This window comes from Nocardioides lentus (assembly GCF_039529515.1).
In the GTDB taxonomy this organism is placed as follows: domain Bacteria; phylum Actinomycetota; class Actinomycetes; order Propionibacteriales; family Nocardioidaceae; genus Nocardioides; species Nocardioides lentus.
The window spans coordinates 409,946-427,146 of the sequence record NZ_BAAAMY010000001.1 but is presented as its reverse complement, the minus strand read 5'-3'; the positions used below and the strand labels follow the sequence as shown (position 1 = coordinate 427,146).

Annotated in this window: 13 protein-coding genes and 1 pseudogene; 6 read left to right on the top strand and 8 right to left on the bottom strand. The window is 74.8% G+C overall.

Annotated elements, in window-relative coordinates; genetic code table 11:
• Positions 1-50 precede the first annotated feature (50 nt).
• A complete protein-coding gene (locus ABD158_RS02005) occupies positions 51-2,006 on the top strand; it encodes a CocE/NonD family hydrolase (RefSeq protein ID WP_344002945.1) in 1,956 nt (651 codons plus the stop codon).
• Between the two features lie 54 nt (positions 2,007-2,060).
• On the opposite strand, the gene ABD158_RS02000 is transcribed toward ABD158_RS02005, so the two are convergent.
• From ABD158_RS02000 to ABD158_RS01980, 5 genes are all read right to left on the bottom strand, one after another.
• Positions 2,061-2,906: a YwqG family protein gene (locus ABD158_RS02000; RefSeq protein ID WP_344002943.1), complete on the bottom strand. Its 846-nt coding sequence runs from the start codon at positions 2,904-2,906 to the stop codon at positions 2,061-2,063.
• 78 nt (positions 2,907-2,984) lie between these two features.
• The gene (locus ABD158_RS01995; protein WP_344002940.1) at positions 2,985-3,578 is read right to left on the bottom strand and encodes a DUF4232 domain-containing protein; all 594 of its coding nucleotides are present in this window, start codon (positions 3,576-3,578) and stop codon (positions 2,985-2,987) included.
• Positions 3,575-4,585 (bottom strand): YihY/virulence factor BrkB family protein, encoded by a 1,011-nt coding sequence (locus ABD158_RS01990; protein ID WP_344002937.1) that lies wholly within the window; start codon positions 4,583-4,585, stop codon positions 3,575-3,577. Before ABD158_RS01990 ends, ABD158_RS01995 begins: the two co-directional genes overlap by 4 nt.
• 9 nt (positions 4,586-4,594) lie before the next feature.
• Positions 4,595-6,907 (bottom strand): glycoside hydrolase family 3 C-terminal domain-containing protein, encoded by a 2,313-nt coding sequence (locus tag ABD158_RS01985; protein ID WP_344002934.1) that lies wholly within the window; start codon positions 6,905-6,907, stop codon positions 4,595-4,597.
• Positions 6,908-6,912: 5 nt separating this feature from the next.
• Positions 6,913-7,116, bottom strand: a complete 204-nt coding sequence (locus tag ABD158_RS01980; RefSeq protein ID WP_344002931.1) for a zinc-ribbon domain-containing protein — start codon at positions 7,114-7,116, stop codon at positions 6,913-6,915.
• A gap of 64 nt (positions 7,117-7,180) precedes the next feature.
• On the opposite strand from ABD158_RS01980, the gene ABD158_RS01975 reads away from it, so the two are divergent.
• On the top strand, positions 7,181-8,221 hold the full coding sequence (locus ABD158_RS01975) for a hypothetical protein (protein ID WP_344002928.1): 1,041 nt from the start codon (positions 7,181-7,183) through the stop codon (positions 8,219-8,221).
• Positions 8,218-9,897 (top strand): hypothetical protein, encoded by a 1,680-nt coding sequence (locus ABD158_RS01970; RefSeq protein ID WP_344002925.1) that lies wholly within the window; start codon positions 8,218-8,220, stop codon positions 9,895-9,897. Before ABD158_RS01975 ends, ABD158_RS01970 begins: the two co-directional genes overlap by 4 nt.
• A gap of 29 nt (positions 9,898-9,926) precedes the next feature.
• On the opposite strand, the gene ABD158_RS01965 is transcribed toward ABD158_RS01970, so the two are convergent.
• Positions 9,927-10,541 carry a hypothetical protein gene (locus ABD158_RS01965; protein WP_344002922.1) on the bottom strand — a complete coding sequence of 205 codons (615 nt, stop codon included), beginning with the start codon at positions 10,539-10,541 and terminating at the stop codon, positions 9,927-9,929.
• Here ABD158_RS01965 and ABD158_RS19240 point away from each other — a divergent pair.
• Positions 10,523-10,945 (top strand): annotated as a pseudogene (locus tag ABD158_RS19240) (LysE family translocator); the annotation flags it as partial. The gene ABD158_RS01965 and the pseudogene ABD158_RS19240 sit on opposite strands and share 19 nt — an antisense overlap.
• Before the next feature lie 165 nt (positions 10,946-11,110).
• Here the strand turns inward: ABD158_RS19240 and dnaB are convergent.
• Positions 11,111-13,858, bottom strand: coding sequence for a replicative DNA helicase (dnaB, locus tag ABD158_RS01960; protein WP_344003720.1), 2,748 nt, complete (start codon positions 13,856-13,858; stop codon positions 11,111-11,113).
• Positions 13,859-14,453: 595 nt separating this feature from the next.
• Between dnaB and ABD158_RS01955 the strand changes: the two genes are divergently transcribed.
• Both ABD158_RS01955 and ABD158_RS01950 read left to right on the top strand, forming a co-directional pair.
• Positions 14,454-15,824 (top strand): MATE family efflux transporter, encoded by a 1,371-nt coding sequence (locus ABD158_RS01955; protein ID WP_344002921.1) that lies wholly within the window; start codon positions 14,454-14,456, stop codon positions 15,822-15,824.
• 354 nt (positions 15,825-16,178) lie between these two features.
• Positions 16,179-16,709: a hypothetical protein gene (locus ABD158_RS01950; RefSeq protein ID WP_344002918.1), complete on the top strand. Its 531-nt coding sequence runs from the start codon at positions 16,179-16,181 to the stop codon at positions 16,707-16,709.
• A 30-nt stretch (positions 16,710-16,739) separates the two neighbouring features.
• Here ABD158_RS01950 and rplI read toward each other — a convergent pair whose 3' ends face one another.
• The gene (gene rplI / locus ABD158_RS01945; protein WP_344002915.1) at positions 16,740-17,186 is read right to left on the bottom strand and encodes a 50S ribosomal protein L9; all 447 of its coding nucleotides are present in this window, start codon (positions 17,184-17,186) and stop codon (positions 16,740-16,742) included.
• Between the last annotated feature and the right edge of the window lie 15 nt (positions 17,187-17,201).

Sequence of the window (17,201 nt, the reverse complement as noted above, 5' to 3'; positions counted from 1 at the left end):
GGATCCTGGTCGTCCCACGCCCGGGGCGTCCGCTCTCGGGAAGGCACCACATGCGACTCACGCGACCCCTCGCGACCGCGGCCTCTCTGGCCGCCGTCGCGCTCGCAGCCGGCGCGCTCACCGCGCCCGGCGCCACGGCCACCACCCCGGCCACCAGCACCGCCCCGGCCGTCGTCGGCCCTGCCGCCGGCACGGTGGCGACCGCCGGGCCGATCACGGACGGCGTCACCACCGACGAGAACCCGGGGGTGCCCGAGGGCGCGTCCTGGACCGAGCACTACCTCCCGGCCGCGCAGGCGGGCTCGCCCACCAGGGTCACCCTCCACGCCGACGTGCTGCGGCCCGCCGACCTCCCCGCGACCCGTCGTACGCCGGTGATCCTGTCGGTGGGCCCCTACTTCAACCACTCCGGGCAGACCGGCCGCGAGACCGACGAGGTCCAGCCCAGCTCCCGCTTCGACGACCTGATCGACGGCGCGCGGCTGATGGAGCGCGGCTACACCGTCGTGCTGGTCGACAACCGCGGCTTCGGCGGCAGCACCGGCTGCCTGGACTGGCTCGGGGCCGGGGAGCAGGCCGACATCCGCGCCGCCGTGCGCTGGGCGAAGAACCAGCCGTGGTCGACCGGCAAGGTCGGCATGTACGGCAAGTCCTACGACGCGGTCACCGGCCTGTGGGGCGCCGACCTCGACCCCGACGGGCTGGAGGCGGTCGTCGCGCAGGAGCCGCTGTGGGACATGTACCCGTACCTCTACTCCCACGACGTGCCGCGCTACAACCAGACCGGCACGCCCAACGCCTACAACTCGATCGCCTCGCTCGGCGGCACCTCCGGTGACACCCCGCGCTACCGGCGGGCCGCGGCCTACGAGACCGAGCACCCGGAGTGCCTGGCCCGCAACCTGCGCGACAACGTCGTCAACACCGACGACGACGACCCCTACTGGCGGCTGCGGGACCAGGCCGCGAAGGCGCAGGGCGCGACCACGCCGCTGTTCCTCACGCAGGGCTTCACCGAGTCCAACACGAAGCCCGAGGAGATGACCACCTACCTGCGCAACCACCGCGGCCCGACGCGCGGCTGGTTCGGCCCGTGGGAGCACGTGCGCGGCAACGAGGTCGACCCGGGCACCGGCGAGCTGTCGCAGGGGCGGACCAACTACTTCGCCGAGGTGATGCGGTTCTACGACCGGCACCTCAAGGGCCTGGAGCCGGCCGTGAAGGACCCGGCGTTCGCGATCCAGGACAACTTCGGGGCCTGGCGGGCGCAGCCCACCTGGCCGCTGGCCGACCGCACCGAGGTGGTGGCCCTGCGCCCGGGCAGCTACGTCGACGCCGGCCCCCTCGACGCGCTCGCCGCCCGCGGCGACGGCGCCGCGCTGCGTGGCACCGGGCTCGACCCGGCGCAGGCTCGCAGGGTCGCCGAGCGCCGGGTCCCGCCGCGGGTCGTGCGCCGCGAGGGCGGTGACATGGACCAGGCCGTCCGCAGCGCGCTGGGCACCGCCGCCGAGCGCGACGCCACGACGCTGGCGGCCGCCGGCACCGTGCCCACGTCGTACCAGACCTGGTCGCGTCCGCTGGCCCGCGAGACGCGGCTCACCGGCACCCCGGAGATCGCGCTCGACACGCGCGGCGAGGGCCAGGTCCACGTCTCGATGTGGGACGTCGACCCGGCGGCCGACACGGCGACGCTGATCAACGAGAACGTCGCCGAGCTGACCGGGACGGGGCGCACCTTCGAGCTGAAGGGCATGGACTGGACCCTGCGGAAGGGCCACCGGCTCGTGGTCGGCATCGGCACCATCGACGGCGGCAGCTGGCGCGCCCTGCCCAGCGGCCGGACGGTGACCGTGCGCGGCGCCGACCTGCGCCTCGCGGTGCAGTCGACCGCCGACGACCGCGCCACCCGCGGCGAGCCGTCGCCGTGGCTCGCGCGCTACCTGGAGGACAACACCGTCCCCGCGGGCACCCCCCGCGCCGGGACCTTCACGGTCCCCCGGCCCTGACCCGGCCCGACGCCACGACCCGACGCCCGACGGGACCGACCCTCCCGTCGGGCGTCAGGTCTGCCAGGTGAACGTCACGCCCTCGAGGCGTGGCAGCTCGTCGACGGGGGCGAGCCAGTAGAGGGTGCCCATGTCGCCCCACTCCATCCCGCCCGCCGAGCCCACCTGCAGCACCAGCGCGCGACGAGGGCCGTCGGGCCGAGCGGCCCGCAGGTCGGCGTCGACGGGGGACTGCAGCGAGTCCGCCCAGCCGCCGAGCTGCTCGGTGGTGCCCCGGGCGTCGACCTCGTCGAGGGCCTCGAGGAAGTCGTCGCCGAGCGCGTCGTCCAGGTCGTCGCCGAAGGCCTCCTCGAGCGCCGGGTTCTCCCAGCGCGGCCAGGTGGCCGTCTGACGTGCGTGGAGCGTCTGCTCCTCGATCACGACCACCCCTGGCGGGACCGTCGCCGGAGGGAGGTCGGCGGCGGCGTCGAGGTGCAGCAGGCGGGACCCGGCAGTGGTGGCGGGGTCGAGCTCGCCGACGGTGCCGTCCGGGTCGTCACGGCCGGGCCCGTCGTAGAAGAAGGCCAGCAGGCGTCCGGTCGTCGGCAGGGGCACGTCGGCGTCGAGGCCGGACGCCGCCACGGCGGCGAGGTCGATCTCGGCCACGTGCTGCAGCGCGCCGTGCCCCTCCCACGTCGGCCAGGCCACGCCGGGCGGGAGCCGCGGCACTCCCCCGAGGCGCCCGACCATCGGGCCGCCGCCGGGATCGACCGTCAGCTCGATGGCCGGGCGCACCAGGGCGAGCCACCGCTCCGCTACGTCCGGGGCGAGGTGGGTCCGGGCGAGGCGTGCGTACGTCGCGGCGACGCCCTCCACCGGACCGCCGCCGGCCCGGTCGGAACCCCGTCGCCAGAACACCATGCCCCCACCGTAGGACGGCCCGCGGTGCCGACCGCCGGTGTCGTCCGGCTCCGCCCGACGCTCCGCGGCCCGACTCGGCTACCCGAAGACGTCCGAGCGTCGGGTCGTCCACGGGTACAGGCGGACCGGCGAGCGCGGGCGCAGGTCGGGCTGCTCGACGACCAGTCCGGAGGGCCGGTCACCGGGCGCCGCCACCAGCGTCAGGTCGCGGACGCGGCCCGACCGGGGCGCGCCCCGCCAGGACAAGCCGGCGTACGCCGCCTCGCCGGGGCGGAGCGTCAGAGGTCTCGGCACCCGCGGGATGGTCGCCGCGTCGACCAACCTCATCGTGACGGGTCGCCCGGAGGCGTCGGACGCCGTCAGCACGGGCTGTGCGTCCAGGCGCACGCCGGTCTCGCGGCAGCTGCGCAACTCCAGGAGGAGGTAGCGACGACCGAGCGCGGCGTCCACCGGCCCGGTGCCGACGGCGATCGGGTCGCCGGGAGCGCAGCGCGCCGGCGCGCCGGTGGCCTCCGGGCGCAGGGAGGGGAGCGCCGGCGTGGCGACGGCGTCCGGCCGACGCCCGCGGTCGTCGGCATCCTCGGCCGCGGGACCGCCGCTGCGGGTCCCGCCGCAGCCGGACAGCAGGGCGGTGAGGACGAGCACCGCCGCCACGCGCTGCCGGCGGGTCATCGGGCTTCGGCCTCGCGGGCGTCCTCGGCGTCCTCGGTGGTGGCGACCGAGGTGTGGTGGGGTCGGCCCGGGTCGTCGAGGGCGGGCTCCTCGTCGCCGGCGCGCAGGGCCTCGAGCTGCGCGCAGACGGCGACGCCGTAGAACAGGCCCATCGAGGACAGCAGGCTCCACAGCAGCAGCGCGATGATGCCCGCGAGCGGGCCGTAGGTGTCGTCGAAGGAACCGCCGACCTCGACGTACAGCGCGAGGCCGGCGGCCGCGACCATGCTGACGAGGACCGCGACGCCCGCGCCCAGCGCGAGCCACGACAGGGCCGGCTGCCGGCGGCGCGGGGCGTGGTTGAGGAGCACGGCGATGGCGACCACGAGCAGGACCAGCCCGACCGGCCACCGGGCCACGTCGAAGAGGTCCTCGGTGGTCTCGCTCCAGCCGTACTCCTGGACCATCGCGTCGGCGAACGCGCCGCCGGCCACGAGCAGCATGAACCCGAGACCCACGGGCACGGCGAGCACCGCGGTGAACACGGCGGCCCGCCCGTACTTCGCGACCGCCGGCCGGTCGCGGCGGATGCCGTAGATGCGGTTGGCCCCGCGCTCGACCTGGGCCATCGCCGTGGTCATCGTGATCAGCGCGAGGACCAGACCGAGCACGAGCGCGAGCTCGCCGGGCACCTCCGAGCCCTGCGTGACCGCGCGGACCAGGGCGTCCTCGTCGCCGCCGCCCGGGGTGACGGCGTCGACCGTCAGCGCCACGACCACGGCGGGCTGGTCCTCGTCGATGTCGGCCGCCAGCCCCGTGACGGCGAGCAGGAAGGGGACGACGGCCAGCGCCGCCTGCAGGGCCAGGGCACGGCTGTTGGTGAACCCGTCGCCGTAGCGGAAGCGCACGAACGACTCGACCACGATCTTCTTCAGGCCGTGGCGCCGCGCGAGGTGCCAGGCGTCCTCGGCGTCGAGCTCCTCACCGTCCATCTCGGTGGTCACCGGCACGAGCCGGGCGGTGGTCATGGCCGGAGACTAGGCCGTGGCGCCGGATCCCGGCGCCGGTGCCCGGTCGCGTGCCTGCGCCAGCAGGCCGGCCAGGACCTCGTCCGGGTCCGGCCCGTCGCCGGACGACGCGAACGACAGCACCGCCCGCAGCGGCATCGGGCCCACGAGGGCGAGCGTCTCCGGGTCCTCCAGCGTGCCGGCGCCCGCCTGGCCGGCGAGGGCCTCGGCGAGCACCGGGCCCCCGGCGGGGTGGGCGCGCCACTCGTCGAGCGTCGAGGTGGTCGTGAGCGCGGGCACGGGCGCCGGCACCTCGAGCACGACCTCCGCGGTGGCCCGCAGGTCGCGCGAGCTGGCGCCGACGTCCACGACGTACGTCCCGGGCTCGACGCGCCAGCCGTCCGGGGACCAGTGGGCGAACGCACGCTCGTCCAGGTCGAGCGCGACCGTACGGCGCTCCCCGGGCTCGAGGTGCACCTTCGCGAAGGCACGGAGCTCGCGCACCGGGCGGTCGACGGCGGCGCCGGGATGGCCGACGTACACCTGGACGACCTCGGCGCCGGCGCGGGCGCCGGTGTTCTCGACGACGACCTCGACCCGGGCCCGCGCGATCGAGGGGTCGGGCACGTCGACGCGCAGGTCGTCGTAGGCGTACCTCGTGTAGCCGAGGCCGTGACCGAACGGGAAGGCGACCTCGCGGTCGGTGGCGTCGTACCAGCGGTAGCCGACGTAGAGCCGCTCGCCGTAGGTCACGACACCGTCGGCGCCGGGCCAGTTGACGTGGGCCGGGGTGTGGGCGAGCGCGAGGGGGACGGTCTCGGCGAGGCGCCCGCCGGGCTCGGCGACGCCGAACAGCACGTCGGCCGTCGCGGAGCCGCCCGCCTGGCCCGACAGCCAGGTCTCGAGGACGGCGGGGACGACACCGGTGATGCCGTCCAGGGTGACGACGCCGCCGTGGGCGAGCACGACGACGACCCGCGGGGTGACGCCGGTGACGGCCGCGACGAGGTCACGCTGCGCGGCGGGCAGCAGCAGGTGGGTGCGGTCGAAGCCCTCCGACTCCTCCGCCGCGGGCAGCCCGAGGACCAGCACCACCACGTCCGCGCCGTCGGCGAGCGCGACGGCCTCGTCGCGCAGCCGCGCCTGCTCGGTCGGGTCCGCCTCGTCCTCGGCGTCGAGGGTGTAGCCGGCGGCGAAGCCGACCTGCCGGTCGGTGGCCGCGCGGATCGCGGTGAGCGCGTCGTCGAGGCGGGTCGGGGAGATCTTCGAGCTGCCGGCGCCCTGGTAGCGGGGGGTGCGGGCGAGCTCGCCCACGACGGCGATCCGACCTCCGTCGCGGGCGTCGAGGGGCAACAGGCCGCCGTCGTTGACCAGCAGCACCATCGAGGCGGCCGCGACCCGGCGAGCGAGGTCGTGGTGGGCCCCGGCGTCGGCCCCGGGGTCGACGTCCTCGGTGCCCGCCGGGTCCGTCGCGCGGGCCGCGCGCAGCCGGTCGTGGACGCCGAGCACGCGGGAGACGGCCCGGTCGAGCACGGTCTCGTCGAGCTCGCCGCGTCGTACGGCGTCGATGAGCAGGCCGGGGCTCCGGTCGCCGGTGCCGGGCATCTCGAGGTCGAGCCCCGCGGCGACGGAGGCGACGGGGTCGGTGACGGCGCCCCAGTCGGAGACCACGTAGCCGTCGAAGCCCCACTCGTCGCGGAGCACCTCGGTGAGCAGCCACGGGTGCTGGGCGGCGTACGTGCCGTTGACCCTGTTGTAGGAGCACATCACCGTCGCGGGCGAGGCGGTGGTGACGACCCGCTCGAACGCCGGCAGGTAGATCTCGCGCAGCGTGCGCTCGTCGACCTGGGCGCTCACGCGCATCCGGTCGGTCTCCTGGTTGTTGGCGGCGTAGTGCTTGACCGACGCGCCGACCCCCTCCGACTGCAGACCCTCGACCCAGGCGGCGCCCAGGACCCCGGCGAGGAGCGGGTCCTCGGAGAGGTACTCGAAGTTGCGACCGCACAGCGGCGAGCGCTTGATGTTGATGCCCGGGCCGAGCAGGACGTCGACCCCGAGGGCCCGCGCCTCACGGCCGAGGGCCTCGCCGACCTCGCGGAGCAGGTCCGGGTCCCACGTGGACCCCGTGGCCGACGCGGTGGGGAAGGCCGTGGCCGGCTCGCTGTCGTGGAGCCCGAGGTGGTCGCCGGCGCCCGTCTGCAGCCGTACGCCGTGGGGGCCGTCGGTGAGCACGGCCGCCTCGACGTCGGCGGCCTCGACGGCGCGGGTGCGCCAGAAGGAGGCGCCCGAGAGCAGTCCCGCCTTCTCCTCGAGGGTGAGTCGGGCGACGGCGGGGTGGGCCACGGGGCTCAGAGCTCCACGGCCGCGCTGCAGATGCCGCAGACCTCCAGGTCCCGGCGCTTCCAGCGCAGCACCGGGACGAAGAACAGGGTGAACTGCCGGTACTCCTTCACCCGCGCCCACGTGGTGGAGTTGTGGCAGCGCGGGCAGGTGCGGGTCGACCCGGGCCCGAGCTGCTTCTGCTTGGTGCCGAAGCCGAAGAGGAAGAACACCTCCTCAGCGTAGGCGCCGCCGGGTCGGGGTTTGCCTGCTCACGGTCGGGGCACCATGCCGGGCGTGACCGCTCCGCTCCGCTCCGCGCCCGCCGCGCTGCTGCTCGCCCTGGTGGCGTCGGCGTGCGGCCCGGACGCCGCACCCGGGAGCGACCCGGGCGGGAACGGCGGGGACAGTGCCGGCTGGCGCACGAGCACCGATCCGGTCGACCCCGGCGGCCTGGTCCGGCTGACCGGGACGACGGTGCACCTCGCGGACGACAGCACCGTCGAGCTCGCCGAGCCGACCGAGACCTACGTCGTCGCCGGCGACGGCGTGTTCTCGACCGCCGAGCCCGACGGGGACGACCCCGGCTCGCCGGTGCTGTTCACCGCGCCCGGGGAGTCGTCGGTCGACACCGGGCTCGACGTCCTCCCCGAGTCGCTCCAGGCGTCCCCGGACGGCCGCTACCTGGCCGCGGTCGAGGTCGCCTCGAGCGAGGAGGAGGACGCCTACGGCACCCCGCTCGCCACGGTCGTCGTGCTGGACCTGAGCACCGGGGAGCAGGTCGTCGACTCGACCGACGGCATGGGTGACACCGGCAGCGACGACCTCGCCGACCTCTACAGCGAGTCCGAGATCGGCCCGCTCGCCCTCACCGACGACGCGGTCGTCGCGAGGACCACCGAGGGCGAGCTCGCCTGGGACCTCGCCACCGGCGACTCCCGCGCACCCGCGCCCGACGAGGAGGTCCCGGCCGCGCCGACCGCGGACTCCCCCGAGGCCCTGAGGAGCCCCGACGGCCGCTGGCGGATCGTGCAGGGGCGGCGGCTCACCGACACGATCGAGCCCGTCGAGGGCGGCCGGACCCTCACGCCGGACCCCGGCACCGACCGGTGGACCCTCCGGTTCTGGGTCGACGACACCACGGCCGTCGGCGCGGCGGTCGACGGGCCGGGGAGCCCAACCCGGGTCGGCCCCGACGACAGCCAGACCCTGATGGCGTGCACGGTCCCGTCCGGCGACTGCCGCGTGTACGACGACACCACCGACGCCGAGGTCGTCTTCCCGCAGCGTGCCGGGTCGGCCGCGACGTCCCTCCTGCTGGGCGGGCCGACGTCGTGACCGACCCCGAGGTGACCTACCGCCGCCTGGTGTCGGGCGACGTCGGCGCCGTGCGCGATCGGATCCAGGCCCTGCGGGGCGTCGTCCGGCGCCTCCGCGACGCGCGCGACGACATCGAGGACGCCGCGCGGGTGCCGGTGTGGACCGGGCTGGCCGCGCTGGCGTTCTCGGCGCGCGCCACCGGGCTCACCACCGGCACCGGGACGGCGTCCACGGTCGTCACCCGCGCCCTCGGCGCGCTCGACGTCGCGGCCGACGCGTACGACGACTGCGCGGACCGGGCCGACTACTGCATCGGCTTCTGGCGCGACCGTCCCGACGGCATGCCCGCCTTCGTGGAGGAGGTCTTCGCCCGGGTCGTCGACGCCGCCCTCGTGCAGGCCGGCGACTCCTACGGCACCCAGCTCGCCGGCGTCACCGCCGTGCTGAAGGGCGAGGACCTCGACCTCGACGCGCTGGACTCCGACACCCGCGCGTGGGTCGAGCGCGGCCTGGAGCAGAACGAGGACTGGCTCGAGGGCAACGGCAGCAGCCTCGGCCCGCTGATCCCCAACACCGCGGCCACCGGGGACGACCGGGGCCTGACCCCGCAGGGCCTCGGCTACGACAGGCGGAGCAACCTGCTGCTCCAGGGCTACTACCACGCCGACGAGCAGGGATCCGGTCTCGCGATGATCGACGAGCGCACGGGCGCCGAGCGCGGCGAGGTCACCCTCGGCGGCGGCTACTACGGGCCCCGCGGCTTCGTCAGTGACGCGAGCCCGCACCACGCGGGCGGCGTCACCGTCGCCGGCGACGACGTGCTGGTCAGCGACGACGGTCGGCTCTACACCTACTCGCTGTCCGAGATGCGGCAGAACCCGGGCGGGACGGTCTACCAGAAGGGCCCCTCGCAGGCGATCGACGGCGGCGCCTACTCGACGTACAAGGACGGCAAGCTGTACGTCGGGGAGTGGCAGAAGAACGAGGCTGTCCCCGGGGTGATGAACGTCTACGAGAAGGACGCGACCGGGACGTGGGTCAAGACCGACAGCGTCCCCACCCCGGGCCAGACCCAGGGCGTCGTCGTCCGCGACGACGAGTACGTCTTCAGCTCGTCGTACGGCCGTCACTCCCAAGGCTCGCTCATCGTCCACGACCGTCACACCGGTGAGCCGATCGGCGACCCGAGCGGCTACCCCCTGCCGACCATGTCCCAGGGCGTGGTGGAGACCCGGGGCGGCGACCTGCTGACGTCCTACGAGTCCGGCGCGTCGAAGTTCTCGGACCCCAGTCATGGCGTCGGCGGGTGGTGGTGGGGCGTCCCCGACTCGGTCGGGCTGTGGGCCAACCCGTACATGACCCGGACGCCGCTGGACGAGCTCGGCATCGGCGACGACGTCACGATGGAGCCCGCGACCCTCGACCGGGCGGCGTCCGACCTCGCGCCGTCGGCGTCCGTGCTCTCCGACGCCGCCTCCGAGCTCGACGGCGCGTCCGTGCCCTCCTCGGCGCTCGGACCCGTGCCCGAGGCGGGTGACCTGACGGCGGCCGTGGAGGACCTGCTCACCGGCTGCGCCGACAGCCTCCGCACCGGATCACGCGCGGTGCGCCGCACCGCCGAGGAGCTGCGGGCCGCGCGCGGCGACCTCCAGGACACCGACGGCGACGTCGCGAGGCGGATGGGCCCGCGGTGACCCCGGGCCGGGTCGTGGCGGTCCTCCCGTCAGCCGGCACCCAGCGCCCGCGCGCGGGAGCGCCTGAGCGTCTGCGGCGAGCGGATCGGCTCGGCCGGGTCGAAGCCGTAGGCCCCGCCGTCGACCACGCGGGTCAGGACGAGTCGGTCCGGATCGACCCCGCCGCCGAGGACGACCAGGTCGGCGCCGTCGAGGTCGCGGGCGAAGCCCGCCCACCCGCCCTCGGACTCGAGGACCGGCACCCGCACCTCGGTCCCGGCCACGGTCCACGTCCGCCGGGGCCACTCCGCGTGGCGCGCGCCCTCGCGGTCGGCGAGGTCCACGACGCGGTCCGGCTCGCCGTCGGGCGACGACCCGGTCCGCTCCGCGATCACGTCGAGCAGGCGCAGGACGGCGTCGGCGGCGACGTCCTCCGTGGGGATCGGGACGTCGCCGCGCACGTCGACGGAGCGGTCGCCCCGCAGCGTGCCGACGAGGAGCCAGGGCTCACCGGCCGGGTGCGGCGGGAGCGACCCGTGCCGCAGCCACACCCCGGTAGCCGGGTGGCCCAACCGGCCCTCGACGGCCGCGAGCCACCGCGGACGGACCGCCGGCGTGTCCACTCCGTAGAACGGGAAGTGCAGAGGTGGGTGCCCGAGGTCCATGCCCCATCGTCGCACCGCGGCCGGTCCGGGGGTCGCCGCCAGGGCCGACCGCGGGCCCTGGCGTCGCACGCGGCCGCCGCGGCGCGCTGAGCGCGATCGTGGGCATCGGGACCGGCATGACGGCCCACGCCGCCGCGGTGGTGGTCGGCGGGGGCGCGATCGCCACGTCGTACCCGCTCGTGATCGAGGCGGTGAAGGTCGGCGGGGCGACCTCCCTCCTCTGGCTGGGGTCGCAGACGACCCGTCACGCGCGGAGCCACCCGGGGGGCGGGGGCGACCAGGTGCCGGGCGCACGGCCCTACCGACGCGGCGTGGTGGTGAGCCTGACCGACCCGAAGGTCCTGCTGTTCTTCCTGGCGGTGCTGCCGAAGTTCGTCGGCGACGCCAGGAGCACGGCGGCGCAGCTGGCTCTGCTGGGCTCGGTGAACGTCGCGACCGAGGTCGTGCTCGACGGGCACCGTCCCGAGCCTCGTCTCGGGCGCGGTGTACGTGCTCCTGGCGCTGGTGATCCTGGCGGAGGTCGCGACCGGAGCGATGTCCGCATGAGGCCGTCGCCGCGACGGGGACGCTCAGTGCGCCATGTCCACGAAGCGCGAGTAGTGGCCCTGGAAGGCCACGACGAGGTCGCGGGTCGGGCCGTTGCGGTGCTTCGCGACGATGATGTCGGCCTCGCCGGGGCGGGCCGACTCCTTCTCGTAGACGTCCTCGCGGTGCAGCAGGATGACCATGTCGGCGTCCTGCTCCAGGCTGTTGTGGGCCGAGAGGCCGTTGACGACGAAGTTGTGCAGACCCATCACGGTGGCGTCGTAGACGTCGGCCTCGCCGACCGGCACGACCGAGACGATCTCGTCCCAGCGGACGTCGTTGGTGGCGACGACCTCGAGCTCGTCGGCGTCGAGCAGGTCGACCAGGCGGCCGTGGGTGCCGTCCGGGGCGGGGCCGCCGTCGCCGGCGAGCAGACCGCGGACCCGGTCCCACACCTCGCCGGAGGTGCCGGCGGCGGGCGTGTCGTCGGCGGCCGCGCCGCGCAGCAGCTCGGCGAGACGGTCAGCCTCGTCACCGCGGGGCCCGTCGACACCGACCTTCTCGAGGAAGCGCAGCTGGTCCTCGCCGCCGAGGACCCGCAGGTGCCAGGCGTCGCGCAGCCCGTGGCGGCGCACCCGGACCACCGCCGCCGTGACGTTGAAGCGCAGCAGCAACCGGGCCAGGTCGTCGACGAGCGCGCGGCTCACCGCGCCGTACGACGTGAGCGGGCGCAGCTCGTGGGTGAAGCCGGCCGTGCCGGGGGTCGCCCAGAGCCGGCGCAGGAACAGCGCGAGCTGCTCGGACGGCAGGCCGTGGACCCAGTCCGGGACGCGACGCTGGTGGTTGCGGACGGCCCGGAGACCCCCGGGCAGGCGCGTGCGCTTGCGCAGCGCGCCCTCTCCCAGCACCTGGGCGACCTCCGCGACCTCCGCGTCGGAGCGGGGGGTGACCATCATCGGCGACGGCACGTGCCGCACCACCCCGATGCGGCTGCCGACCGTCAGCTCCGAGAGCGGCACCCAGCCGGCGTCGGAGAGGAACTTGTGGTTGGCCGTCGCCCGGATCGTGCGCCCGGAGCGGGTGGTGAGCTCGTGGACCGGCTTGGTGCCGGACGGGAACGCGTGGGTCAGGGTGCGGGGCACCAGCTTGAGCCGGTCGTCCAGCGCCCACACCGGCACGTCGCGGGCGCCGGTCGCCATCAGCTCGCCGAGGCTGACCTCGGCGCCGGTGTCGGCGCGCAGCAGCCGGGTGTCGGCGGTCAGGCAACCCGACTCGCGCAGGTCGCTCATCATCGGCCGCTTGTCGCTGCGCTGCTCCGCGCCACGGTTGAGCTGGCTCAGCGCGATGATCGGCAGCTCCAGCTCCTTGGCCAGCAGCTTGATCTGGCGGGAGAACTCCGAGACCTCCAGCTGGCGCGACTCGACCTTCTTGCCGGAGCTCATCAGCTGCATGTAGTCGATGACGATCAGCTTGAGGTCGTGGCGCTGCTTCAGCCGTCGGGCCTTCGCGCGGATCTCCATCATCGTCATGTTGGGGCTGTCGTCGATGAAGATCGGCGCCGACGACACCTCGCCCATCTTGCGGGCCAGCTTGGCCCAGTCGTCGTCGGTGAGCTGCCCGGTGCGGATGTGGTTCAGCGGCACCTTCGCCTCGGCCGAGAGCAGGCGCATCGTGATCTCGGAGCGGTTCATCTCGAGGGAGAAGAAGACGCTCGTCATGTTGTTGGCGATCGACGCCGCCCGGCACAGGTCGAGCGCGAGGGTGGAGTTGTGCGTCGGCACCATCGTCGGGCCCGCGAGGTAGAGGCTGTCGGCGGCGTCGACCTGCACGCAGCGCACCGGCACCGACGGCACCCGGTGGATGGCCTCCACCTTCACCTCCGAGCCGTCGGGCAGCTCGATGACGTGCACCATGTCGAGCGTGCGCCGCAGCCGGTCGGTGGTGCGCACCCGCGCCTGCACCGCGCCCTGCGCGGTGGTCACCCACTGGTGCTCGGCGTCGGCCACGACGCGCGCGCCGTCGGAGAAGCGCAGCTCGTAGCAGGGGCGGCGCTCCATCACCTCGGTCGCCGCGACCACCGTGATGGGCTGGCCCGCGGAGCCCACGAGCCGGTCGCCGACGGCGACCTCCCCCATCGTCGTCCAGCCCTCGGGGGTCGGCAGCGGGGTGTCGAGCGCCAGCGCCTTGCCCATCGCGGGACGCGCCGCGACGATGATCATCTGGCCGGAGTGCAGACCGTTGGTCAGCTCGTCGAGCTCGGCGAAGCCGGTCGGCACGCCGTACAGGCCCGCCTCGCGGTTGCCGATCGCCTCGATCTCGTCGAGGACGCCCTCCATGATCGCCGAGAGCGGCGCGTAGTCCTCCGAGGCCCGCTTCTCCGTGACCTGGTAGATCTCGGCCTGCGCCTCGTCGACGACGTCGTCGACCTGACCCTCCCCGGCGTAGCCGATCTGCACGATCTTGGTGCCGGCGGCGACCAGCCGCCGCAGGATCGCCTTCTCGCGGACGATCTCGGCGTAGTAGCCGGCGTTCAGCGCGATCGGCACCTGCGCCGACAGCGTGTGGAGGTACGGCGCACCCCCGACGCGCTGCAGCTCGCCGCGGCGCTGGAGCTCGGCGGCCACCGTGATCGGGTCGGCCGGGTCGCCACGGCCGTAGACGTCGATGATCGCGTCGTGGATGATCTCGTGGCTCGGACGGTAGTAGTCGGTGCCCTTGATCGCCTCGACGACGTCGGCGATCGCGTCCTTGCTCAGCAGCATCGAGCCGAGCACGCTCTGCTCGGCCGCCATGTCCTGCGGCGGGGTGCGGTCGCCGCTGCCGCCCCCGGGGCCCTCGCCCGGCGCGTACGGCGCGGGACCGTCGCCCCAGGCGTCCTCCGGCGGGCCGTAGCTCGGGTGGTCCTGATCGGTGAGGCTCATGCTGCGCGTCTCCACCCTTCACCCGTCTGCTGCGGCCACCGCACGGCCTGCTCCGACCGCGCTCCGGACGCTAGGCCCGGCCACCGACACCGCCGCCGACCGGGGACGTCTGAGACCCGACGGTACGGGTCGGAGCCACCCCCGCGACACGACCTTGTCCACAGGCCCCTGGGGACAACCGGGGTGGCCCGTGGACAACGCGGCGCGTCGGTGTGCGCAGACTGTTGACGACCCTGTGGACAAATCCGACGTTGGCACGTTCCAAACCTCGCTGACCTGCAGGAACGTCGATCCCCAGGTGTGCATCGAAAACAGTTGGCGACGGGTTCCGTTCACGGGTCGTCCACCGGCCCGAAAGTTGTCCGTTCCGCTCTTGCGGTCGCCCGGAACCCTCGGGTAGTGAGGTTTTCCACCGGCTGTCCACCGGCCGCGGGGCACCGGGGGCGACGGCCTAGGGTCGGGGCCCGTGAGCAGCGAGAGCGGTGGCCCCGCGCCCCGCAGCCACGACCGCGAGATCCTCCGGCTGGCCTTCCCCGCGTTCCTCACGCTCGTCGCCGAGCCGCTCTACCTCCTCGCCGACGCGGCCATCGTCGGCAACCTCGGCACCGCCGAGCTCGCCGGACTGGGCCTCGCGGGCGTGGTGCTGCAGACCGCCGTCGGGCTCTGCGTCTTCCTCGCCTACGGCACCACGGCCACCGTCGCCCGCCGCCTCGGCGCCGGCGAGCTCGGGCGCGCCATGGCCGGGGGCATCGACGGCATCTGGCTCGCCGTCGGCCTCGGCGTCCTGCTCACCACCGTCGGGGTGCCGCTGGCCGGACCCCTCATCGGGGTGTTCGGCGCCGACGCCGAGGTGACCGGCTTCGGCGTCGACTACCTCGTCGTCGCCCTGTTCGGCGTGACCCCGCTGCTCGTCATGCTGGCCGCCACCGGTGTCCTGCGCGGACTGCAGGACACCACGACCCCGCTCGTCGTGGCCGTGCTCGGCAACGTGCTCAACGTCGTCCTGAACGTCGTCCTCGTCTACGGCGCCGGCCCGGTGCCGGCCCTCGGCATCGCCGGGTCCGCGCTCGGGTCGGTCGTCGCCCAGCTGCTGAGCGCGGTCGTCCTCCTGGCCGTCGTGGTGCGGGGGGCGCGCCGCCACGGCGCGTCACTGCGACCCCGGCCGACCGGCGTCCGGGCCGCCGCGCGGGCCTCCGTCCCGCTCGTCGTGCGCACCCTGACCCTGCGGGCCTCGCTCCTGGTCACGACGTACGCCGTCGCGGTCGGCGGGACGGTCGGCGCCGCGGGCGGCCGCAGCCAGCAGGTGGACCTGGCCACCCACCAGCTCGCGATGACCTGGTGGAACTTCCTCGCGCTCGCCCTCGACGCCGTCGCCATCGCCGCGCAGGCGATCACCGGGCGCTACCTCGGCGCCGGCGACGTCGCCGGCACGCGCGCGGTCACCCGGCGGATGGTCACCTGGGGCATCTGGTCGGGCGTCGTCACCGGCGTGATGCTCGCGGCGGCCGCGCCCGTGCTGGGCCCCCTGTTCACCGCCGACCCCGAGGTGCGCTCCCTGCTGGTGCCCGTGCTGCTCGTCGCCGCGCTCGCCCAGCCCGTCGCGGGCGTGGTGTTCGTGCTCGACGGCGTCCTGATCGGCGCCGGTGACGGCTCCTACCTCGCCCGCAGCGGCCTGCTCGTGCTGCTCCTCCACGCGCCCGTCACGCTCGCGCTCGCCGCCACCGTCGGCGGCCTGGTGACCGTCTGGGTCGCCTTCGTCGTCGTCTTCATGGGCGGGCGCCTCGTCGTGCTGCTCCACCGCGCCCGCGGCACCGCCTGGATGGTCACCGGCGCCTGATCATCACGCCCGAGCCGCACCCGAGGTGGTCGAGCAGCTCGCGAGCCCCGGCGCGGTGTCCTGAGCCTGTCGACGGGAGCGCGCGGCGTCGAGACCACCGAGATCGGTCCGGTTCGGGGGGTGTGGAGGGTGGTCTCGCTGCTGGGTTCCGGTGTCGGTGGTCGCGTCCAGGTTCGGGCCCATGGGCACCAGTGCGGCAGCCGAGGCGAGGTGGAGCGAGGGACCGGCTGCGCCGCGACGTCGACCAGGACGGTCTCGCGACCACCACCACCGGCGTCGACCTCGGCCACCAGCGGGGTGCGGGCCACCTCGACCTGCGGGGGACCCTTCCCGGGGGTGGCCTAGGGTCGGCGGGTGCCGCTGGTGAGCATCGCGCTGGGTCTGGTCGTCGTGCTGGCCAGCGTGCCGACGGCCGGGGGGTACGACGTGCTCGCCGACCCCCTGGGCTGGGCCCTGGTGGTCGCGGGCGTGGCCGGGCTGACCGGCTCCACGCGGCGCGGCCTGCTGATCGCGCTGGCGGTCGTCGCCGGCGCCGTGTCCGTCGTCCTGTGGCTGCCGGGGCTGCGCGCGCAGGTGGTCTCCGCCGACCCGGCGGTCACCTGGTCGATCAACCTGCCACAGGTCGCATTCATCGCGCTGCTGCTGTGGGACCTGCGCGACCACGCCCGGGCCTCCGACCCGCCGGCCGGGCGCACGCTGACCGGCACCACCGTGCTGGTCGTCGCGGTCGGGCTCGCGCCCGCCGTCGTCCTCGGCGGGGGGCTCGACACCCTCGCCGCCGGGCTCTACGTGCTCGCGGGGTTCGTGCTGCTCACCGTGGTCGTCCTGCTCTTCGCCTACAGCCGCCGCGACTGGGTCCCGGGACGACACCAGCCCACCGCCTAGGCAGGCGATGGGCTGGTGGTGGTGTGCGGCTCAGGCCGGGACGACGTTCACGGTGAGCTTGGCGCTCACCTCGTCGTGCAGCCGCACGGACACCTCGTGGGTGCCGAGCGAGCGGATCGGCTGCTCGACGGCGATCGAGCGCTTGTCGATGGCCTGGCCGGTCGTGGCCTGGACCGCGTCGGCGATCTCGGTCACCGACACGGCGCCGAACAGACGGCCACCCTCGGCGGAGCGGACGGACACGTTGACCGTCTGGCCCTCGAGCTTGGTCCGCACCTCCTCGGCGTGGTCGTGGTCGCGCAGGGCGCGACCCGCACGGGCGGCCTTGATGGACTCGACGGTCTTCTCGCCGCCACGGGTCCAGCGGATGCCGAGGTCGCGCGGGATGAGGTAGTTGCGGCCGTAGCCGTCCTTCACCTCGACGACGTCGCCGGGGCTGCCGAGGCCGGAGACCTCCTGGGTCAGGATGAGCTTCATCGGATGTTCTCCTTC